We start from the raw sequence: 19,780 nt of genomic DNA, 5'->3' as shown, positions 1-19,780 counted from the left end.
GACCGCTTCGTCACCTCCGCCGCCGAAGCCTGGTCCCACGGCGTCACCGTCGACTGGCCCGCGCTCCTCGCCCCGTACGAGGCCCGTGCCGTCGAGCTGCCCTCCTACCCGTTCCAGCGACAGCACTTCTGGCTCCTGAACGCACCCGTCGCCGCTCCGCGCGGCGAGTCGCGGCCGGTGACGGAACCCGCGGAGCAGGTGCGCCTGTTGGGTGCGCGGCTGCCGTCGTCTCCGCTCGCACAGGCGCAGTTCGCCCCGCGGCTCGACCCGGTGGCGCACCCCAGCCTGGGCGACTTCGTGGTCGGCGGACGTCCGGTGGTCAGCGCCGGTGTGCTCGTGGAGTCGTTGATCGAGGCGGTCACCGAGCTCGCCGGGGCGGGGCCGGTGTCCGTCGAGGACCTGGAACTCCCTGTCGACCTGGTGCTCGAACCGGTCGGCATCGACCGGTCGTCGGACGACGCCGACCGCGCCGCCCAGCTCATCGTGGACGGTGACCTGTTCCGCTACTACGCCCAGGACGCGGCCGGCGGCTGGCAGCTGCACGCACAGGGCCGGGCCAGGGCGGGTGCGTCCGCCGCCCCCACGGTGACGCTCGCGCCGGTGGGTTCGGGCCGCGAGCTGAGCGGCGACGAGCTGTACCGGCTGCTGTGGCAGCGCGCCCTGTATCTGGGCTCCGCCGCCCGCTGGGTGGAGCGGATCAGGCTCGGCCGGGGCGAGGCCACGGCCGAGATCCGGTCCGCGCTGCCCGGCGAGGCGGATCGGTACCTGATCCACCCCGGGCTCGTGGACGCGATGTTCCAGACGGCGCTCGTCTGCTTCGCCACGGACGGTCCGGCGCTCGTGCCGGCCGGTCTCGACCGCTTCGTCCACTACGACCGCGGCGGGGCCCAGGACGGGCTCCGATGTCATGCCGAACTGTTCGACGGCGGGACCCGGGCGCGTATCCGGCTCCTCACCGCGCAGGGCCGGCTGGTCGCCGAGGCCGACGGCGTGCGCTTCGTCCCGGCCCTGAACCGGCCGGCGGCGGAGCTCGCCGCGACCCGTGCACCCGAGGCCGGCCTCGTACCCCCGGTCGTGTCGGAACCGGAGCGGCGGTCCGTCGTTCCGGCGGCCCGGCCCCCGGCCCCCGCTCCGGCCGAAGCGCCGGAGGTCTCGCCCGCCGTGGCGCCCGAGGCGGTGCGCGCCCTCGTGACGCGGACCGTCGCCCAGGCGCTGGGCACCGTGGCGGCCCGGCTCGACGTCGGGCACTCGCTGCAGGCGCTCGGTCTGGACTCGCTGATCGCGATGAAGATCCGGACGGCGCTGAACCGGGAGTTCGACGTCCTGCTGCCCATGACGTCCTTCCTGAACGGCCGCAGCACCGAGGACATCGCCGGGGACGTCCTCGACGCCCTCGGCGCCGGAACCGAGGCGGAGGCCCCGCGGACGGACGAGGAGGCCGCCGTGCCCGGCGGCGACGACGCGGAGCGCTACGAGCCGTTCGCCCTGACCGATCTCCAGCAGGCGTACCTCGTCGGCCGTGGTGACGCCTTCGAGCTCGGCAACACCTCCACGTACTTCCAGATCGAGATCGACCTGGAGCAGGTGGACCTGGACCGGCTCGGCGCGTCCTTCCGGGCGATGATCGAGCGCCACGACATGCTGCGGGCCGTCTTCACCGCCGAGGGCGAGCAGCGCGTCCAGCGCGAGGTCCCGGCCTATGTGATCCGTGAGACCGATGTCTCCGGCCTGGCTGCGGCCGAGCGGGAGGCCGCGCTGGTCGCCGTCCACGAGGAGATGCGGCACCAGGTCCTCGACACGGCCCGCTGGCCGCTGTTCGACGTGCGGGTGACCCGGATCGACGACCGGGTGATCCGGCTGCACGCCGGCTTCGACGCCCTGGTCATCGACGGTTTCAGCACGTCGATCCTGTTCAAGGAGTGGGCCGCGCACTACCGCGGCGAGGAGCTGCCCGAGCTGGAGCTGCGCTACCGGGACTACGTCCGGCAGGCCCGTGAGCTGGAGTGCGGCCCCGAGTACGACCGGGCGCTCGCCTACTGGCGTGACCGGCTCGACACCCTTCCGCCCGCGCCCCAGCTGCCGCTGGCCGTGGCCCCGTCGAGTCTCGACCGGCCGGTGTTCAACCACCGTGGGGCGACGCTCCCGAAGGAGGAGTGGGACCGGTTCAAGGAGCACGCGGCGACGGCCGGGGTGAGCCCGTCCGCGGCGCTGTGCACCGCGTACTCGCAGGTGATCGCGGAGTGGAGCGCCACGCCCGACTTCTCGCTGAACCTGCTGTACTTCAACCGGCTGCCCCTGCACCGGCAGGTCGGCGACGTCATCGGCAACTTCTCCACCACTCTGATGCTGGAGATCCGCGACTCCGCCGACGACACGTTCGCCACCCGCGCGAACGAGGTGCAGGCGCGGCTGTGGAGCGACATGGAGCACAGCCAGGTCAGTGGTGTGCAGGTGCTCCGGGAGCTGAACCGGGCGCGCGGCGCCTCGATGCGGGCCGCCGCGCCGGTGGTCTTCACGAGCCTGGTGAACTTCGCGGGCCAGCAGGACAGCGAGCGCCGCGGAGTCGTGCAGTACCTCGCCGGGATCGGTGAGAACGGCCGCCAGGTGAGCAGTTCGGTCCGCACGCCGCAGGTGTGGCTGGACCACCAGGCGGTCGAGGAGGCCGGTGAGCTCGTCCTGAACTGGGACGTGATCGAGGAGCTGTTCCCGGCGGGCTGTGTGGACGCCATGTTCGCCGCGTACCAGCGGATGCTGCACGAGCTGGCCGCCGACCCGGCGGCCTGGCAGCGGCCCAGGCCGGCGCTCGTGCCGGCCGCCGACCTGGACGTGCGGGCCGAGGCCAACGACACCGACGGGCCCGTGCCCGACGGACTGCTGCACGACGCGGTGCTCGCCCAGGCCGAGGCCACGCCCGACGCGCCCGCCGTCATCTCGCAGGCGCTGACCCTGACGTACGGGGAGCTCGACCGCAGGTCGAACCAGGTGGGGCACGCGCTGCGCGCCCAGGGAGCCGGTCCCGGCGACCTGGTGGCGATCGTCATGGACAAGGGCTGGGAGCAGGTCGTCGCGGCGCTCGGCATCCTGCGGGCCGGGGCGGCGTACGTCCCGATCGACGCCCGGGTGCCGGTCGAGCGGCTGCACGTGCTGCTCGACAGTGCCGGGATCAGCCAGGTCGTCACCCAGCCGTGGGTGGAGGAGACGGCCGACTGGCCGCAGGGCGTGACCAGGACCGTGGTGCGGGCCGACGACGCGGGCGAGGAGGCCCCGCTCGGCGAGTCCGGTGCCAAGCCGGGCGACCTCGCCTACGTGATCTTCACCTCGGGCTCCACCGGGCTGCCCAAGGGGGTGATGATCGAGCACGGCGCGGCCCTGAACACGGTGGTCGACGTCAACGAGCGGTACGGCGTCACCGCGGCGGACCGGGCCCTCGGGCTGTCCGCGATGCACTTCGATCTGTCGGTCTACGACGTCTTCGGACTGCTCTCGGTGGGCGGCGCCCTCGTCCTGCCGGAGCCGGCGGCGCACCGTGAGCCCGCCCGCTGGGCGGAACTCGTCACCGAGCACAAGGTGACGATCTGGAACAGCGTGCCCGCGCTGATGGAGATGTTCACCGAGCACGCCCTCTCGAACGGGCTGACCGGGCTGCCGGTGCGGCTCGTCATGATGAGCGGTGACTGGATCCCGGTGTCGCTGCCCGGACGGATCCGGCTGCTGCTGCCGGACGCCGAGCAGTGGAGCCTCGGCGGCGCCACGGAGGCGTCGATCTGGTCGATCCTGCACCCCATCGGCGACGTCGCGGACGACTGCGTGAGCATCCCGTACGGCAAGGCGATGCGTAACCAGCGCTTCCACGTGCTGGACAGCGCGATGCGCCCCTGCCCCGTGTGGGTGCCGGGCGACCTCTACATCGCGGGGGTCGGTCTGGCCCGCGGCTACCTGAACGACGAGGCCAAGACCAACGCCGCGTTCCTGCACCACCCGGTCACCGGTGAGCGTCTCTACCGCACCGGCGACATGGGACGCTTCCTGCCCGACGGCACCATCGAGTTCCTCGGCCGGCTGGACTCCCAGGTGAAGATCCAGGGCTACCGGATCGAGCTGGGCGAGGTGGAGTGCGCGCTCACCCAGTGCGAGGGGGTGCGGAGCGCCGCGGTCGTCGCGGCGGGCGAGCAGCACGGTCCCAAGCGGCTGATCGCGTACGTCGTCCTCGACGAGGGGCGTGACGACACGGAGCAGCAGATCACCGAGGCGCTGCGCGCGCTGGTCCCGGCGCACCTGGTGCCGCAGCGCGTCCTCGTCCTGGACGAGCTGCCGCTCAGCGACAACGGGAAGGTCAACCGGGCGGCTCTGCCGGCAGCGGACGAGGTCGCCGCGGAAGGCGCCGGCTTCGTGGCGCCCCGCGACGAGGTGGAGCGCGGGCTCGCGGAGATCTGGGCGGAGTTCTTCGGCGTCGGCGAGATCGGGGTGACCGCGAGCTTCTTCGACCTCGGCGGGGACTCGCTGCTCGCGGTGCGGCTGATGGCCAGGATCGCGCGCGGTCTCGGCCGCAGCCTGCCGCTGTCCACGCTGTTCGCCCGGCCGACGATCGAGCTGCTCGCGCAGGCGGTCCGGGAGGCCGGGAGCGGCGAGGCGGGCCGGAAGGCGCTGGTGCCGGTGCGCACCGGTGGCGCGCGGACTCCTCTGGTGTTCGTCCACCCGGTCGGCGGTGACGTGCTCTGCTACGCGGAGCTCGCCGAACTCCTCGGCGAGGACCAGCCGTTCTACGCGCTGCAGCTGCCGGACACGGAACTGCTCAGCGTCGAGGCCATGGCCGGCCACTACGTCGCGGCGGTCCGCGAGGCGCTGCCGGACGGTCCGTACCGGCTCGGCGGCTGGTCGATGGGCGGCGTGATCGCCCTGGAGATGGCGGCCCAGCTCACCGCGGCGGGCGCCGAGGTCGAACTGCTCACCGTGATCGACCTGATGGTGGAGCCCGGACCGGCCGAGGGGGCGCCCGTCTCCGACGAGACGCTGCTGTCCTGGTTCGCCCGCGACCTGGCGGGTCTCGCCGGGGTCGACTGGGCGCTGGCGCCGGAGGCCTTCGACGGCCGTCCGCCGGTGGAGGTGCTGCACGCCGAGGCGCGTGCCGCGGGGGCGCTGTCCGAGGACATCGACCTCGACACGCTGAGCGGGATCGTCGGCCGGTTCCGGAACAACTACCGGGCCCTCCTGCGCCACACGCCGAGCGCCTTCGCCGGGCGCGTGGTGTCGCTGCGGGCCGCGGACGGCGGTGCGACGGTCGAGACCGCGAACCGCTGGATGCGGTACTTCCCCGGTGACGCCGCCCTCGTCGACGTCCCCGGTGACCACTACACGGTGATGCGCGGCGAGCGGCTGCGCGTCCTGGCCGGCGAGCTGCGCCGGGCCCTCGACGCGCACTGACCCGAACCGGCCGGGCCGCCCGCGAGGCGGCCCGGCCGGTCCACCCCGGACCGGGTTCGCCCCGGTCCGGCCGATGCACCCCGGACCGGTCCCGCGGTTCCGCGGGGTCCAGGTCCAAGAAGTGAGGACATTCCGTATGCGAAAAGATCAGGCCGACCCGACGAGGCGGCCGACCAGCACCTTGCCGGCCACCGTACGGGTCGCCGTCATCGGGGCGGGCCAGTCCGGCCTCGCCGCCGCGTACCACCTGCGGCAGGCCGGGATCGCGTGTGTGGTGCTCGACGCGGGGAGCGAGGTCGGCGAGACCTGGCAGCGGCGCTGGGAGTCGTTGAAGCTGTTCACGTCCGCGCAGTTCTCCGGGCTGCCGGGCCTGCCCTTCCCCGGCGACCGCGCGCACTACCCCGGCAAGGACGAGGTGGTGGCGTATCTGCGGGACTACGCCGAGCGGTTCGACCTCCCCGTGCTGACCGACCACCGGGTGCTGTCGCTGCGCAGGGACGGTGACGGCTATCTGCTGACCACCGCGCACGGCGACTGCCGGGCCGAGCAGGTCGTGATCGCGACCGGCGCGTTCGGCGCGGCGCGGGTCCCGGACTTCGCCGCCGGGCTGAGCCCGGACGTGCCCACCCTGCACACCAGCGAGTACCAGGGCGCCGCCCAGGTGCCGCCGGGCACCGTGGTGGTCGTCGGCGACGGCAACTCCGGCCGGCAGATCGCGGCGGAGCTCTCCGAGACCCACAGTGTGGTGCTCAGCTGCAGCGAGGCGGTCTCCCCGCCCCTGCCGCAGACGGTCGTCGGCCGGGACATGTTCTGGTGGATGAGCGTCCTCGGCGTGATGAGCCTGCCGGTGAACATGCAGGCGCCGGATCCGATCGTCGGCGACCGGGTGCCGGAGCTGGTGGCGGCGGGCCGGATGCGCACGGTGGGCCGGGTCACCGGGGCCGAGGGTGCCGAGCTGCTGGTCTCGGACGGTGAGCGCGTGAAGCCGTCCGCGGTGATCTGGGCGACCGGCTATCTCACCGACTGGAGCTGGCTCGACCCGGAGATGCTCGACGACGAGGGGCAGCCCCGGCACACCGAGGGCACGGGGGTGCTGCCCGGCAGCCACTACCTGGGGCTCTACCGGATGCGTACCCGCGGCTCGGCGCTGATCGGCTTCGTCGGCCGGGACGCCGAGCGCGCCGCGGCGGCGATCACCGCCGCCGCCCAGAGCACCACGACCGCTTCTCCCACGGCAGAAGGTGAGCCGGCATGACGACCGCCGCCACGACGGAACTCGACGTACTCGGCGCGCTGCTGGCGTTCGACTTCATCGGGTTCGCTCAGAAGTCCGCCGCCCTCGACCCCACCGACGCGCAGTACGGGCAGGCGGTCGGCGCCGCCTTCGGGCTCGCGGCCCGCCGCCGCTTCCCGCGGGGCGCGACGGCTGGGGAGATCAGCGCGTACGTCGCGGAGTTCCTCGGCTCGCTGGAGGCCGGCGCGGAGGACTTCGACGCCGCGGCCCTCGAACGCCTGGTCGCCGACGGCCTGGGCGACGAGCCGGTGCGGGGCGGTGCGCACCTGGACCCCGAGCGGACGATGCAGGCGCGCCTCGTCCTGACCCTCCGCTGGGTACGGGAGCTGGGCCTGGGCCCCGACGGGCAGCGGGAGCTGCTGGCGGAGGCTCTGCCGACTGTCTGAGACGTACGGGAGGCGGCGCTCCGGGTGATCCGGGGCGCCGCCTTCGCGCTCACTCCCGCGCTGCCCCGGAGCCGCCCGGCGTCCAGACGTCCAGTGCCCCGTCCCCGTACAGGGTCCGCACGGCCCTCTTGTCGTACTTACCGACGCTGGTCTTGGGGACGGCGTCCACGAAGGACCACCGCTCGGGTATCCACCAGCGCGCCACCCGGCCGGTCAGGAACGCGCGCAGCTCGTCCCCGTCGACCCCGGCGCCCGGCACCAGCGACACGCAGGCCAGCGGGCGTTCCTCCCAGCGCGGGTCGGGCACGCCGACCACGACCGCCTCCAGGACGGCGGGGTGTTCGATGATCGCGTTCTCGAGCTCGATGGTGGAGATCCACTCGCCGCCGCTCTTGATGCCGTCCTTGAGCCGGTCGCTGACCACGACCCAGCCGCCGGGTTCGATCACTCCCAGGTCGCCGGTGCGCAGCCAGCCGTCGTGGAACTTCTCCGGCGAGTCCTCGGTGTGGAGGTACGAGCCGGTGACCCAGGGTCCGCGCAGCTCCAGTTCGCCCACGGAGGTTCCGTCCCAGGGCTGTTCGCCGCCGTCCTCCGCGATCAGCCGCACCTCGACGAAGGGCATCACGCGGCCGCTCTTGGCCAGCCAGTGGACCTCGTCCTCGTCCGGGGTGCCGTACGGGGGGACGGCGAAGGTGGCGAGGGGGCTGGTCTCGGTGAGTCCCCAGCCCTGCTTCAGGCGGACTCCGTAGCGGTCCTTGAGCTGCTGGAGCAGGGCGCGCGGCGGGGTGGCGCCGCCGCAGCCGGCGAGCCGTACGGCGCTCAGGTCGAGCGGATGCTCCTCGCCGTGGTGGACGAGGGCGTTCCAGATCGTGCAGATCGCCGCGACCGCGGTGGGCCGTTCCTCGTTGATGATCCGGGCCAGGTCCGGGGTGTGCAGCTGCCGGCCGTTCATGATCAGGTCGGAGCCCGCCAGCCAGGCGGCGTACGGCCAGCCCCAGGCGTTGGCGTGGAACATGGGCACGATCGGCAGGACGCGGTCGCCGTCGTGCATCGCGAATCCGGCGCCGGTGGAGACGCCCAGCGTGTGCAGGATGATCGAGCGGTGGCTGTAGGCCACGCCTTTGGGGTCGCCGGTGGTGCCGGTGGTGTAGCAGAGCGCCGCCGCCTCCCGTTCGTCGAGGTCGGGCCAGTCGAATCCGGGCCGCTCGGCGGCGAGGAGTGCGTCCCAGCGGTGGACGGCGATGTGCGCGGGCAGGTCCGGCTCGGGCGCGTCGCCGATGACGACGACGTGGCGTACGCCGCCCAGCCGGTCCCGCAGGGGGGTGAGCATGTCGAGGAGGGTCGCGTCGACGAGGAGGACGGCGTCCTCGGCGTGTTCGACGATGTAGCCCAACTGGTCCTGGTGGAGACGCAGGTTGAGGGTGTGGAGCACCGCTCCCATGCTCGGTACGGCGAGGTACGCCACCAGGTGCTCGGGGGTGTTCCAGGCCAGTGTGGCGACCCGCTCGCCGAGCTGTACGCCGAGCCGGGTGAGCGCCGCGGCCAGCTGCTCGGCCTGGCGGGCGATGTCGGCGAAGGACTGTAAGGACCGTGCGGTCGGCCCGTCGGCACATCGCACCACCCGGCTGTCCCCGTAGACGCGTTGTCCGTGCGCGAGGATGTCGCGAACCAGCAGTTCGCGGTCCTGCATCGTGCTCTTCATGGTGCGGCCCCTCGGAAAGTGTGGTGAGCATGGCGAAGCCGGCCCCGGACGGCGGGGCCGGCTCTGACAGCGGGTGGCGGCGACGCGCCGCCGCCACCCGGGGTGGACCGATCGTCGGCCGGCGTGGACCGGCCTCGGGTCGGCCCGGGCCGACGTCGCCCGGCAGGGATCGACGCCGGTGGGGTCAGCCCGTGTACTGGATGTCGCCCAGCAGCGTGCTGCTGACGTGGCCGTGGTCCAGCAGGTTGACGCGGGCGGTCATCTTGCCGCTGCCGGACACGAAGGCGTAGCTGCCGGCGCCGTTGAGGATCTTGAACGTGCCGGACGGGTAGACCATGGTGTCCGACGTGAGCGGCGCGGTGAGCGAGTAGCTGATGACGAGCTTGTCGCCGTCGGCCTCCGTCATCGTCGCGGTCCCCTTGATGTCGTACTTGCCGGGGAGCGTCGCGGTGCACACGACCTCTTGCTGGGTCCAGGTCGCGCTGGTGACCGGCTTGCCGGTGGAGGTCCCCGTCCCGGTCACGTTGTAGCCGTTGCAGCCCACGGTGTCGGGATGCGTGGTCGCGACCACCGCGAAATTGCTGGTGATGTCGACCGTCGGGAGGTACGCCGCGGCGACGGCGGCCGTGTGGCCGGTCTCGGCGGCGAAGGTGACACCGGTCGTGCCTCCGGCGATCAGTACCGCTCCGGCTGCCACGCCTGCCATGCGCGCCGGCCATCTGCGGGCGACTCTCTTCATGTTCTCCCCCGAACTTGTCAGATGGTGCCCAACTGGCCCTATCTCAAGGGCTGTTGGGGACAAGCTTCCCTGATCGGGGGCCCTTCCGTCGAGGCATTCGACCCCGGCGTCGCGCACAAATAAGCGGAGCCGGCCTCCGCTGGGAAGCCGGCTCCGCTCGCACCTCACGGCACCGTTCCGTCAGGCGCATTCATGCGACGGTGACTCAGATCTGCCAGCGGAAGCCCATGGAGCCGTCGAGGACGGCGCTGACGTGATCCTTGTCCAGCAGGTTGACCGTGGCGTTCATCTTGCCGCCGCCGACCGCCTCGTCGAAGCTGCCGGTGCCGCCGGTGATCGTGAACGTGCCGGTCGGGTAGACCATGGTGTCCGCCGTCAGCGGCGCGCTGAGGTGGTAGGTGAAGAAGAGCTGGTCACCGTCCGCCTCCTTGATGGTCACCGTGCCGTTGATGTCCCACTTGCCGGGGACGGTCGCGGTACACGCGTCCTCCTTCTGCGTCCAGGTGCCACCGCCGGTGATCCGGTTGCCGGTGACGGTCCCCGAGCCGACCACCTTGTAGCCGTTGCAGCCCGTGGTGTCGGGGTGCTCGCTCGTGACCACCCCGTAGTTCCCCGCACCGGTGAACGCGGTCGCCCCCGGAGGAGGGGTCACCGCGGCGTTCGAGACCCCGGCCGTACCCCCGACGATCAGCGCAGCTCCGGCCATCGCGCCTGCTATGCGCGCCGAACGACGAAGTGCAAGTCGTGCCATGTTATCCCCCCGCATTTGTCAGTTCTTGTCGAACTGGGCCCACTTGTAGGGCCGTTGACGACAGTTTCCATGATCGGGGCCCCTTCCGTCGAGCCATTCAGGCCAAACGGTTTCCGGAACCCGGTGACGTGACACCTGCATGCGGACACACGCGCGTCACCCCGGAGGACCCCGGTCAGGGCCACCCAGGAGCCGACGACTGCGCGCGAGGGCGCCGGGAGGGGCCCCGCCAGAACCGGCCACCCGCGACACCCCCGCGAGAACAGCGCGAGTTGACCGGACCTCAGCTTGTCGGCAAGCTGGACAACAGGTTGTTGTCCACCTTGCCAACAAGGAAGGCCGCATGCCCGCACCACGACGCCGGCGCACCCCGGACCAGGCACGCGCCGAGATCCTGGACGCCGCCACCGAGCTGATCGCGCGACACGGCCCCGACGGAGTGGGACTGCGCCGGGTCGCGGAGGCGGCGGGGGTGACGCACGGGCTCGTCACCCACTACTTCGGCACCTACCGGGCGCTGGTGCGGGCCGTCCTGGAACGCGAGAACGAGCGCAAGCGGGAGCGCGTACGGGAACGCCTGCGGGCCGACGGGAGCGTGCCGTACGCGGACGCGATGACCGAGGTCCTCTTCGACATCCTCGCCGACGAGCGCTTCGTCCGGCTCTGGACGTGGTCCCAGCTCCACGGCTGGGACCACGAGACAACCCCGGACTCCCCCACGGACCTCTCCCGCCTCGTCGACGCCATCGAGGAGGGCGTCCACGCGGTGCTCCCCCCGCCCGAGGGCCCCGACCGGGCGCGGATCGAGAGGGTCGTCCTGCTGGCCATGTCCGGCGCCTACGGCTACGCCCTCGGCCGGCGCTACTGGCTCACCTCCCTCGGGCACGACCCGGACGATCCCGGGCACGACGCCGCCTACCGCACCGCACTGTCCTCTGTCCTCGCCGCCCATCTCGGAGGGTCGACCCCATGACGCAGCACGACCTCGACATCCTCGCCTCGGACCGCGAACGCACCGACGCCGAGGAACGGCTGCGCGCCGCCGTCGAGAACGGCCGGCTGCCGCTGGCCGATCTGACCGCCCGGCTCGACGAGGTGCACGCCTCGCGCACCCGGGGCGAGCTGGAGGCGGCCTGCCGCGGTCTGCCGAGCCCCGGCCCGCGGGACGCGCTCGTGGTGGACCGGCCGCCGACCTCGGGCGCCTTCGTCGCCGGTGTCTTCGGCGGCTTCGAGCGCACGGGCGCATGGGTCGTGCCGCCCCGCATGACCCTCTGGTCGATGTGGGGCGGCGGCAGGGTCGACCTCACCGAGGCGCGCTTCAGCAGTCAGGACACCGTGATCCGCGCCGTCGCCCTGTGGGGCGGCACCAAGATCGTGGTCCCGGCGGACGTCGACGTCGAGGTACGGGGGTTCGGGCTCTTCGGCCTCGTCGGCAGGCGCGCGGCCCGGCGCGTCGGCAGGCCGGGCACGCCACGCGTCGTGATCAAGGGCCTGGCGCTCTTCGGCGCGGTCGTCACCGACACCTCCCCGAACCGGCCGGCACCGCCTTCCCCCTGAGCGTCGCGGCCGTCGTCGTGGCCCGGTCGGAGACGCGTGGCGACCGGCGGCGCCACGAGACCTCCGTGTCGGGCTGAGCCCCCTGCCGGCGCCCCGGAAACCAGGTGCGGGCCTCCGTCGCGGTGGTGTGTGATCGGGGCATGGCGATCATCTTGGGCGAGCCGGAAGTCGAGGGACTGGGCAAGGCCGTGGCCGTGCTGCGGGAGTGGCAGGACGAGGGGGCGCAGACACAGCTGCACCCGGGGGACCTGGGCTGGTTCTGGCGGTCCGGTGCGGAGGCCACCGCCGCCGCGGTCAGGACCTGGAGCCGGGACGGGCGGCTCCTCGCCGTCGGGCTCCTGGACGGCCCCGGGCTCCTGCGCCTGACGCTCGCGCCGGACGTCCTCCGGGACGAGGAGCTGGCACGGCGCCTGGTCGAGGACGTGACGGACCCCGGGCGCGGTGTCCTGCCGGAGGGACGGGTGAACATCGAGGCACCGGTCGGCGCGCTGGTCCAGGACCTGCTGTCCGGGCACGGCTGGGACCTCGACGAGCCGTGGACACCGCTGCGCCACGACCTCACGGAGCCCGTGGGGGATCCCTGTGTACGGATCGAGGTGGTCGGGCCGGAGCGGGCGCACGCGTTCGCCGCGGTGCAGCGGGCGGCGTTCGAGGGGTCGACGTTCACGGAGCGGCGCTGGCACGCGATGGCGTCCGGCCTTCCCTACGCCGACGCCCGGAGTCTGGTGGCGTACGACGACCGCGGCGAGGCGGTGGCGGCGGTGACGGTGTGGTCGGCCGGCCCCGGCAGGCCCGGACTGCTCGAACCGATGGGCGTGCACCCGGACCATCGCCGCCGGGGTCACGGCAGGGCGATCAGCGTCGCCGCCGCGGCGGCCCTCCGGGAGCTGGGCGCGTCGAGCGCGCTCGTCTGCACGCCGAGCTCCAACGTGGGCGCCGTCGCGACCTACGCGTCGGCCGGCTTCCTGCGCCGCCCCGAGGTCCGGGACCGGTACCGGGCGGCCTGAGGACACCACCCGGGACGGCCTCGCGGGACCTGCCCGTGCCCTGGACGCACGTCACAGGGCGACCACGCCCACGGCGGTCGTCGCCACCACCACGAGCAGGACCACGGCGTTGAGGACGATGTACTGCTTCGGGTGACGGCGTTCGGCTTCGGCGTCCAGGGTGAAGACGGCCGGGTCGGCGGGCGCGTAGTGGACCGCGACGTCCCTGCCGTACGCGGCGGCGGGGTCCGACGGTGGACGGGTCGTGGAAGGTGACGACGACGGATATCCCGTCCTTCGGGGAGCTTCCGTGCCGGGGCTCGCGCACCCGGCCGATCCGCCCCACCGCCGTCACGGTCCGCTGGGCCCGGGTCGCCCCGGCCAGCGACCGCCCGTACCCGATCAGCGCCAGAGCGCCGAACGCCCCGCACCACAGCGCCAGATACCCGTGCAGGTCCATGCGTCCTCTTCCTCCAGCCGCTCCGGGGACGGCCCACCGGGCCCTGCCGTCCGAGTACCGCGCGCTCCCACGTCACCTCACCGTGCCGGTGTGCGCCGCACCACCGTGCCCCGTCCGTCCGCCTCCAGGGAGGCCGTGCCTTCGGGGCCGGTCACGCCGACCCTGATCCTGAGGGAGCCGCCGAGGCGGTCGGCGGTGAGCTGCCAGGTCAGCGGGGAGTGGACACCGAGCGTGGTGGTGGCCTCCTCGACCAGGCCGGGGATCCGTTCGTGGGGCAGGGATCGCGGGTCGAACCGCGGGCCTCGCGTACCGGTGGGAGAGAACACCACCGACAGCAGGCGTTCCTGTACGACGACGGTCAGCACCTCGCGCGTTCCCGGGCCGTCGGTGAGGGAACCGATGGCCCGGCCCAGCTCGCCCTCGTCGAGGAACGACCGGTCGGGACCGAGAGCGACGGTGCCGGAGCCGGAGGACACGACCACGGTCCAGGAGGTGGCGGAGACGGACGGCTTCGAGGAGGCGGGCGCTCGTCCGGCGGCGGTGTCCTCGTCGAACAGCTCCGCGCGGAACAGCAGGATCACGGCGGTCGCGCCGAGCAGCAGGCCGAAGAGCCTGACGAAGCCGACGGCACCGCTCTCCTGGGGTTCCCTCACCACGGCCGGCCCGGGCGCGGGGTCGAGGCGGGCCCCGGCCGCACGGTCCTCCCACTCCGGTGTCGGCCGTTTCACGATCCTCACCCGCCACGGCCGGTCCGGTGGATAGGTGACCACGACGATGCCGCCGGGCCGGTGGTCGGGCAGATCGACGATGTTGATGTCCTGCGTGACCTCCACCCGGAAGGCCGGCGCGTCGTCCGGTGCGACGGTGAGTCCGAAGCGCACCGGTACGTCGCTCGTCTCACCTCCGACGACGTGCCGGTCCTCGATCGACGCGAGAGCCGTACGGGGAACGACGGCCGCCTCCCGGGCGCGCCGCGGCGCACCGGCGAGGAAGCGGAGCAGGCCGTAGAGCGCGGGCAGGACCAGTCCCGCGACGAACAGCGGCACGCTCTCGACGATCCCGCCGACGACGAGAGCGGCGAGGGACGTCCCGATCACGCCGCCCGTCAGGAACCCCCGTGCCAGGGCTGCCGGTTGACGGGGTGCGGGCGACGCGACCGTGGTGATCGTCATGGGAGCGATTGTGCAGGGCGCGGGTGCCGGCCGACAGGGTTCCCGGCGCGCCGTCCCCGAGCCGGCGCCCGGTCCCTCAGCGCACCCCCTCCCAGAGGAGCCGCTCCCGTGCCCGCGGGTCGTCGACGGGGGCGGGCCCCGGTGCGGCGGTGAAGGTCATCGTCGTGCGGGTCGTCCTGTCGTACGCCTTCCAGCCGGGGCTGCCCGTCTTCGCGAAGGAGACCCAGGCTCCGTGCACGGCGTCCGCGAGGGCCTGGGGCGGGTCGGCGCCGAGCAGCCCCGCGTACGACGGGTCGTGGAGGCGGTCGAAGACGAAGGGCAGTTCGAGGGCGTGGCAGGCGCCGAGGGTGCCGTCGAACCGGGGTGAGCGCCAGGCGAATTCGTAGAGGTGGGAGCCCGGGACGGACTCGGCCAGGCGGACGGCGGGGATCCGGTAGAACCAGTCGGTCGCCACCGCGTCGAGGAGTTCGCCCGGCGTGGCGTCCGGCCGGGCGGCCCGGTAGACGGGGAGCGCCTCGGCCGGGTCGAGTCCGTAGCCCGCGGTCATCGCGCGGAGCGAGGTCTCGGGGAAGACGTGCAGGCGCTCCGTCGGGACCAGGAACAGCCGGTACTCCTCGCGGTTGCTGCCGATGAGGAGGTCGACGTCGCAGTCCGGGCCGGGGAGGGTGAGACCCGGGAGGACCGGCTCGAAGGGCATCATGTTGAGGACGGCCTCGCCCCACCGCGCCGGGTCCGGATCGGCGCCGATCTCGGCGCGCAACTCGGCCTGGGCCGGGAGGAGTTCCTTGAGCGGGACGGCCTCGAAGGCCTCCGGGGCCGCCGCGATGCCCAGCTTCTCCGCGAGCCGGGCCGCGATCAGCGCCGCCGAGGCCGGGCGCAGGAAGTGGTGACAGGCCCCGCTCTGCAGGATCGCCCTGCGGAACAGGCCCCGGGCCGCTTCGGTGGTCAGGAGGGCGCCGATGCTCATCGCGCCCGCCGACTCGCCGAAGACGGTCACCAGGTCCGGATCGCCGCCGAAGGAGGCGATGTTGTCCCGGACCCAGCGGAGTCCGGCGATCTGGTCGAGCAGACCCCGGTTGTCGGGGCGGCCCGGGAGGCGCAGGAATCCGTCCGTCCCCAGGCGGTAGTTGAGCGTGACGCAGACGACGCCGTCCCGGGCGAAGGCGCCTCCGTCGTAGGCGGACGCCGACCCCGAGCCGTTGGTGAACGCCCCTCCGTGCAGCCACACCATCACGGGGAGGCCGGCGCCCGGCTCCGGGACCGGGGTCCAGACGCCCAGGTTCAGACAGTCCTCCCCCGGGACGGCGTGCTCCGGGATGAGGGTGTCGAAGGGCGGCGCGTACGGGGCGTGCGGCGGCGTCGGCCCGTGGGCCGTGGCCTCCCGTACGCCCGTCCAGGGCTCCGGCGGGGCGGGCGGCCTGAACCGTCGCGCACCGAAGGGCGGAGCCGCGTACGGGATGCCGAGGAAGGAGGTCACCCCGTCGGGGGAGGTCCGGCCGCGGACCTCCCCCTGCCGCGTGCGGCACACCGTCACGCGGACAGCACCTCGATGAGCGCCTTGCCGAACTCCTCGGGGCGTTCGAGGTGGACGGCGTGCCCCACGTCGGCCACGGCGACCTCCCGCACGGCGCCGCCGGCCGCCGCGTAGCGGTCCAGGACGTGCCGTGTCTGCGCCAGCATCGGCTGCGCCGGGGTGCCGTCCCAGCCCGGTACCGCGCCGATCGAGCCGAGGTGCGCCAGGTCGAACATCGAGGTGTCCGAGACGATGATGTCGTCCTCGCCCCGGATCCACAGCACCGGCGGCTTGGGGTCGATCAGGTGCAGGTCGTCGACGCGGAAGTGGGTCGGGGCCATGCAGTTGAGGACGCCGCGCGTGCCGGGCGCGATGCCGGGCCAGGCGGGGGACGGCGTGCTGTCGCCCGGGTAGTGGTCGTCGCCGAGTCGCGTGGCGAGCATCGACTCGACGTACTCGTCCTCGCGCTCGGGGCGGAGCGGCGGCTTGACGTAGCAGGACGTCAGGACGGAGCGCGGCGAGAGCGGGGAGTCCTCGCCCCGGTCGCCCTCGGCGAGCAGCCGGACGAAGTCCGGGTTGGCCGTGCCGCCGCCCGATCCGGCCCCGTCCTCGGAGTTGAGGGTTCCGTCCGCTCCGTGGGTGCCGCCGAAGCCGTACGGGGAGACCGGGCTGACCAGGGTGAGGGAGCGCACGGCAGCCGGGTGGTCGCGCAGGTACTGCATGACGACGCCGCCGCCCATGGACCAGCCGACCAGGTGGGCGCGGTCGATGCCGAGCGCCGCGAGCAGTTCGGCGAGGTCGTCGGCGTAGTCCCGGAGGCCGCGTGTGGCGTCGACGGGCAGGGGGTCGGTGCCGCCGAAGCCGCGCAGGTCGACGGCGAGGGGGCGGTAGGTGTCCGGCAGCGTGGTCAGGGTGCTGTGCCAGAACGCGGAGGAGGAGACGTTGCCGTGGACGAAGACGACGGCTTCGCCCTCGGACCTGGCCTCGGTGATCTGCTGGGTCAGTCTGCCGGTGGTGACGCGGCGGGTGTGGAGCGTGGTCATGGTCCTCGGGTCCTTGTCGCGGGTCTTCAGGAGAGCCAGGTGGCGACCTGGGCGGCGGCGGAGCTGTGCCAGCCCAGTTCGAGGTGGTTGGCGGCCGCGATGGTGGCCTTGCCGCCGACGGTGGGGATGCCGGTGGTGTCGAGCGCGCTGGAGGTGAAGACGACCCCGTCGCTGGGGCCGCGGTTCTCGTTGAAGATGCCCACGATGTCGGCGGATCCGCCGGCGAGCAGGTAGGTGGTGACGGAGGCCGGGACGCCGGCGCTGTGCAGCGGGGCGATGAGCGAACCGGCGTCGATGGCGGCCTGGATGCCGCTGCCCGCGGTGGCGAAGCCCTGGCCGCCGTAGTACGTCGTGTACCAGTCCTGCGCGGCGCCGTCGACTCCGTAGACCCCGTCCCAGCGGGCCAGCATCTGGCGCTGGCCGGGGTAGTTGTCCTGACCGCCGGAGGGGGTCATGGAGAACTCGGGGTGTGCGGTGTACAGGCCGTAGCAGGTCATGTGGGAGTGCGGGGAGGGCGCGTTGACCTTGCCTCCGCACTCCGGCCAGATGGAGAAGTCGTGGGCCCAGCCGTGGGCGTACGGGTAGTCGTAGCCGCCGTTGGGGCCGCCGAGGGTGATCAGCCGGCGGACGTCGCCGGCGTAGGCCCGTCCCCAGCCGGGCTTCAGGGACGACACGTACGCGCGGGTCGACATCTCACCCTTGCTCCAGCCGACCAGGTCGACCTTGTCGACGCCCAGCTTCGCCTTGATGACGGCGATCGCGTCGCCGACGATCTGCGCCTGCATCAGGTTGTCGCCCTGCTTGTGCGCGAAGCCGACGGCGAAGACGCGGTGACCGCGCCCGGAGAGGTACTGCATGAGTCCGGTGGAGGGGCACGAGGCGGCGCCGCAGCCGTAGCCGCCCGATTCGCCGGGGTTGGCCCAGGCGCGGTCCGCGGTGTCGTTCGCGCCGTGCACGAGGAGGACGGGTGTGGTGCGGCTGCCGGTGTTCCAGCCGGGGGCCGAGTACAGCAGGAACCGGCCCGAGGAGGGCCGGGTGGCGCCACCGAAGTAGGTGACGCGCTTGCCGTCCTGGTCGCCGCGGCCGTCCGCCGGGAAGCCCTCGGTGCGGAATCCGGTGGTCGTGTCGAGATAGCGCTCGACTCGCTCCCAGCCGTTGGTGACGGTCCCCGCTCCGTAGCTCGCCTCCAGGGTCAGGTAGGAGGGAGCGGCCGCGCCGCTCGCCGCGGCGGGTGACGCCACCACGGCGGCCGCGACGACCCCCACCACGGCCATGATCCGGGCCGCGCGCAGTCTCCACCGGCGCCCCGGACTTCTTCTGTCGGCCATGTTCCGGCCTCCCCCACTCGTGCGCTCCTGGCGCGTCCGCCCGATGGCCGTCCCGGCACCGGGTCCGCACACGGTAGGCGCAGGTGCGCGTGCAGGGCATAGGGGCGAACCACACATTGGCCGCCTCACGCATGGGGCGTGAACGCAGCATCCAGAGTGGGCTGTTCCGCGTCGTCCGGCCGGTGCGGTGCCGGCTCTGTGCCGATTCCGCTGACGTCGCCGCCCGGCCGCCGCCAGACTGGCGGGAGGCGAGAAGGACGGGGGACGGCGGGATGACGTCGGAGACGGAGAAGGCGCGGGCCTTTCTGTGGGAGTTGCAGGCCCAGGTGGCCCGGGCGACCGGCCTGGAGCACCTCGCGGAGAATTCGGACTGGAAGGAGCGCCTCCTCGAGACCGGGAGGCAGATGCCCGACGTGCCGGAGGACGTGCTTCAGCGGGCCGTCGAGTTGGGGACGACACCCCAGGAACACTGGCCGCCGTGCGGGCCCGACGAACCCTTATGGGGATACTCGATGATCCACTCGCTGGCGGATCGCCTGGAGAAGTCCTTTCCCCCCGACTCCTTCACCCGTCCCGCGCTCGGCATGCTGGCCACCGGCGAGATCAACGCCGTGACGCTCCTCGCCCCCGACTCGCAGGCTCACCTCGTGGTCTTCGAGAACGAGCTCTTCAACTTCGCCAACCTGTTCAGCAAGGCCGTGGCCCTGGCGATGCCGTACGAGGGGAGCGCCGCCGAAGGGGTCGCGTTCTCGGTGGACACCGACCAGGTCCGTCGTCATCTGCGGGACTCACCGGAGGCCGTCCACCGCTTCCGCGACGTCGTACTCGCCTATCTCCTGCACGGCCGGCCGAGCCGGGCGCGCCCGTACATCCCGTCGCAGATCGTCCGGGTGATGGGCGCCATCCTCCGGGACGGGATGGAACTCTTCGTCCTCGGCCACGAGTACGGCCACGTCATGGAGGAGCACGTGGCCGACCGGAGGACCCCGCGGCGCATGCTGGGGACAGAAGACGCCGACGTCACCGAGGTCGCCTGGATGTGGGAGCAGGAGGGCGTGGCCGACCTCATCGGCTGGAACCTGTGCCTGATGGCGATGAGCGAGAGATTCGGCCCGTCGCTTCCCCACGCGGGCGTCGAGCTGTTCTTCTCCGCCTGCGAGGTCCTGGAGCGGGCCGTGCTCCTGCTGATGACCGGCGGGGACGATCCGCGCCCCGGGCCCTCGACCCATCCGCCGACCGGCCTCCGACGCCACATCGTGCGCGAGCACGCCAAGCAGCAGCTGGGCGAGGACGCGGCACCGCTCCTTCAGCTGGGCGCGGCGATCCAGGAGATCGTGGACGTCCTCTGGGAGCAGACCGCGCCCGTGATCACCGAACTCCACCGGCAGGGCGCCGTCCCCGACGCCCGCTGGACGGCCAACCGCTAGC

Annotated in this window: 14 protein-coding genes; 7 read left to right on the top strand and 7 right to left on the bottom strand. The window is 72.9% G+C overall.

The features are described 5' to 3' along the window. From IE237_RS23205 to IE237_RS23195, 3 genes are all read left to right on the top strand, one after another. Window positions 1-5,421, top strand: a 5,421-nt coding sequence (locus tag IE237_RS23205) for a non-ribosomal peptide synthetase (RefSeq protein ID WP_189803994.1), incomplete at its 5' end; no start/stop codon positions are given. A 136-nt stretch (window positions 5,422-5,557) separates the two neighbouring features. Further along, complete coding sequence (locus tag IE237_RS23200) at window positions 5,558-6,676, top strand: flavin-containing monooxygenase (protein WP_189803993.1); 1,119 nt, start codon at window positions 5,558-5,560, stop codon at window positions 6,674-6,676. After that, window positions 6,673-7,101 carry a hypothetical protein gene (locus tag IE237_RS23195; protein WP_189803992.1) on the top strand — a complete coding sequence of 143 codons (429 nt, stop codon included), beginning with the start codon at window positions 6,673-6,675 and terminating at the stop codon, window positions 7,099-7,101. Before IE237_RS23200 ends, IE237_RS23195 begins: the two co-directional genes overlap by 4 nt. Before the next feature lie 49 nt (window positions 7,102-7,150). On the opposite strand, the gene IE237_RS23190 is transcribed toward IE237_RS23195, so the two are convergent. The 3 genes from IE237_RS23190 to IE237_RS23180 all read right to left on the bottom strand — a co-directional run bounded on the left by IE237_RS23190 (window position 7,151) and on the right by IE237_RS23180 (window position 10,248). Then, window positions 7,151-8,803 (bottom strand): long-chain fatty acid--CoA ligase, encoded by a 1,653-nt coding sequence (locus IE237_RS23190; protein WP_189803991.1) that lies wholly within the window; start codon window positions 8,801-8,803, stop codon window positions 7,151-7,153. Between the two features lie 184 nt (window positions 8,804-8,987). Continuing rightward, complete coding sequence (locus IE237_RS23185; RefSeq protein WP_189803990.1) at window positions 8,988-9,509, bottom strand: hypothetical protein; 522 nt, start codon at window positions 9,507-9,509, stop codon at window positions 8,988-8,990. Window positions 9,510-9,747: 238 nt separating this feature from the next. Next, entirely contained in the window at window positions 9,748-10,248 is a 501-nt protein-coding gene (locus IE237_RS23180) for a hypothetical protein (protein ID WP_189803989.1), read from the bottom strand. Between the two features lie 388 nt (window positions 10,249-10,636). Here IE237_RS23180 and IE237_RS23175 point away from each other — a divergent pair, with 388 nt between their 5' ends. The 3 genes from IE237_RS23175 to IE237_RS23165 all read left to right on the top strand — a co-directional run bounded on the left by IE237_RS23175 (window position 10,637) and on the right by IE237_RS23165 (window position 12,857). After that, a complete protein-coding gene (locus IE237_RS23175; RefSeq protein ID WP_189803988.1) occupies window positions 10,637-11,266 on the top strand; it encodes a TetR/AcrR family transcriptional regulator in 630 nt (209 codons plus the stop codon). Beyond that, complete coding sequence (locus IE237_RS23170) at window positions 11,263-11,850, top strand: DUF1707 SHOCT-like domain-containing protein (RefSeq protein WP_189803987.1); 588 nt, start codon at window positions 11,263-11,265, stop codon at window positions 11,848-11,850. The genes IE237_RS23175 and IE237_RS23170 overlap by 4 nt, the downstream gene beginning before the upstream one ends. Window positions 11,851-11,990: 140 nt before the next feature. After that, window positions 11,991-12,857, top strand: a complete 867-nt coding sequence (locus tag IE237_RS23165; protein ID WP_189803986.1) for a GNAT family N-acetyltransferase — start codon at window positions 11,991-11,993, stop codon at window positions 12,855-12,857. Between the two features lie 516 nt (window positions 12,858-13,373). On the opposite strand, the gene IE237_RS23160 is transcribed toward IE237_RS23165, so the two are convergent. The 4 genes from IE237_RS23160 to IE237_RS23145 form a co-directional block, all read right to left on the bottom strand. Continuing rightward, window positions 13,374-14,468: a hypothetical protein gene (locus IE237_RS23160; protein ID WP_189803985.1), complete on the bottom strand. Its 1,095-nt coding sequence runs from the start codon at window positions 14,466-14,468 to the stop codon at window positions 13,374-13,376. 76 nt (window positions 14,469-14,544) lie between these two features. Further along, complete coding sequence (locus tag IE237_RS23155; RefSeq protein WP_189803984.1) at window positions 14,545-16,002, bottom strand: carboxylesterase/lipase family protein; 1,458 nt, start codon at window positions 16,000-16,002, stop codon at window positions 14,545-14,547. After that, window positions 15,999-17,024, bottom strand: coding sequence for an alpha/beta hydrolase (locus IE237_RS23150; RefSeq protein WP_189803983.1), 1,026 nt, complete (start codon window positions 17,022-17,024; stop codon window positions 15,999-16,001). Before IE237_RS23150 ends, IE237_RS23155 begins: the two co-directional genes overlap by 4 nt. Before the next feature lie 26 nt (window positions 17,025-17,050). Further along, window positions 17,051-18,352 (bottom strand): esterase/lipase family protein, encoded by a 1,302-nt coding sequence (locus tag IE237_RS23145; RefSeq protein WP_229842834.1) that lies wholly within the window; start codon window positions 18,350-18,352, stop codon window positions 17,051-17,053. Between the two features lie 272 nt (window positions 18,353-18,624). Here IE237_RS23145 and IE237_RS23140 point away from each other — a divergent pair, with 272 nt between their 5' ends. Continuing rightward, a complete protein-coding gene (locus tag IE237_RS23140) occupies window positions 18,625-19,779 on the top strand; it encodes a hypothetical protein (RefSeq protein WP_189803982.1) in 1,155 nt (384 codons plus the stop codon). Window position 19,780 lies beyond the last annotated feature (1 nt).

The organism is Streptomyces tanashiensis, assembly GCF_014648895.1.
Classification (GTDB): Bacteria; Actinomycetota; Actinomycetes; order Streptomycetales; family Streptomycetaceae; genus Streptomyces; species Streptomyces tanashiensis.
Note: the sequence above shows the minus strand (reverse complement) of the source record. Positions and strands in the feature narration are given on the sequence as shown.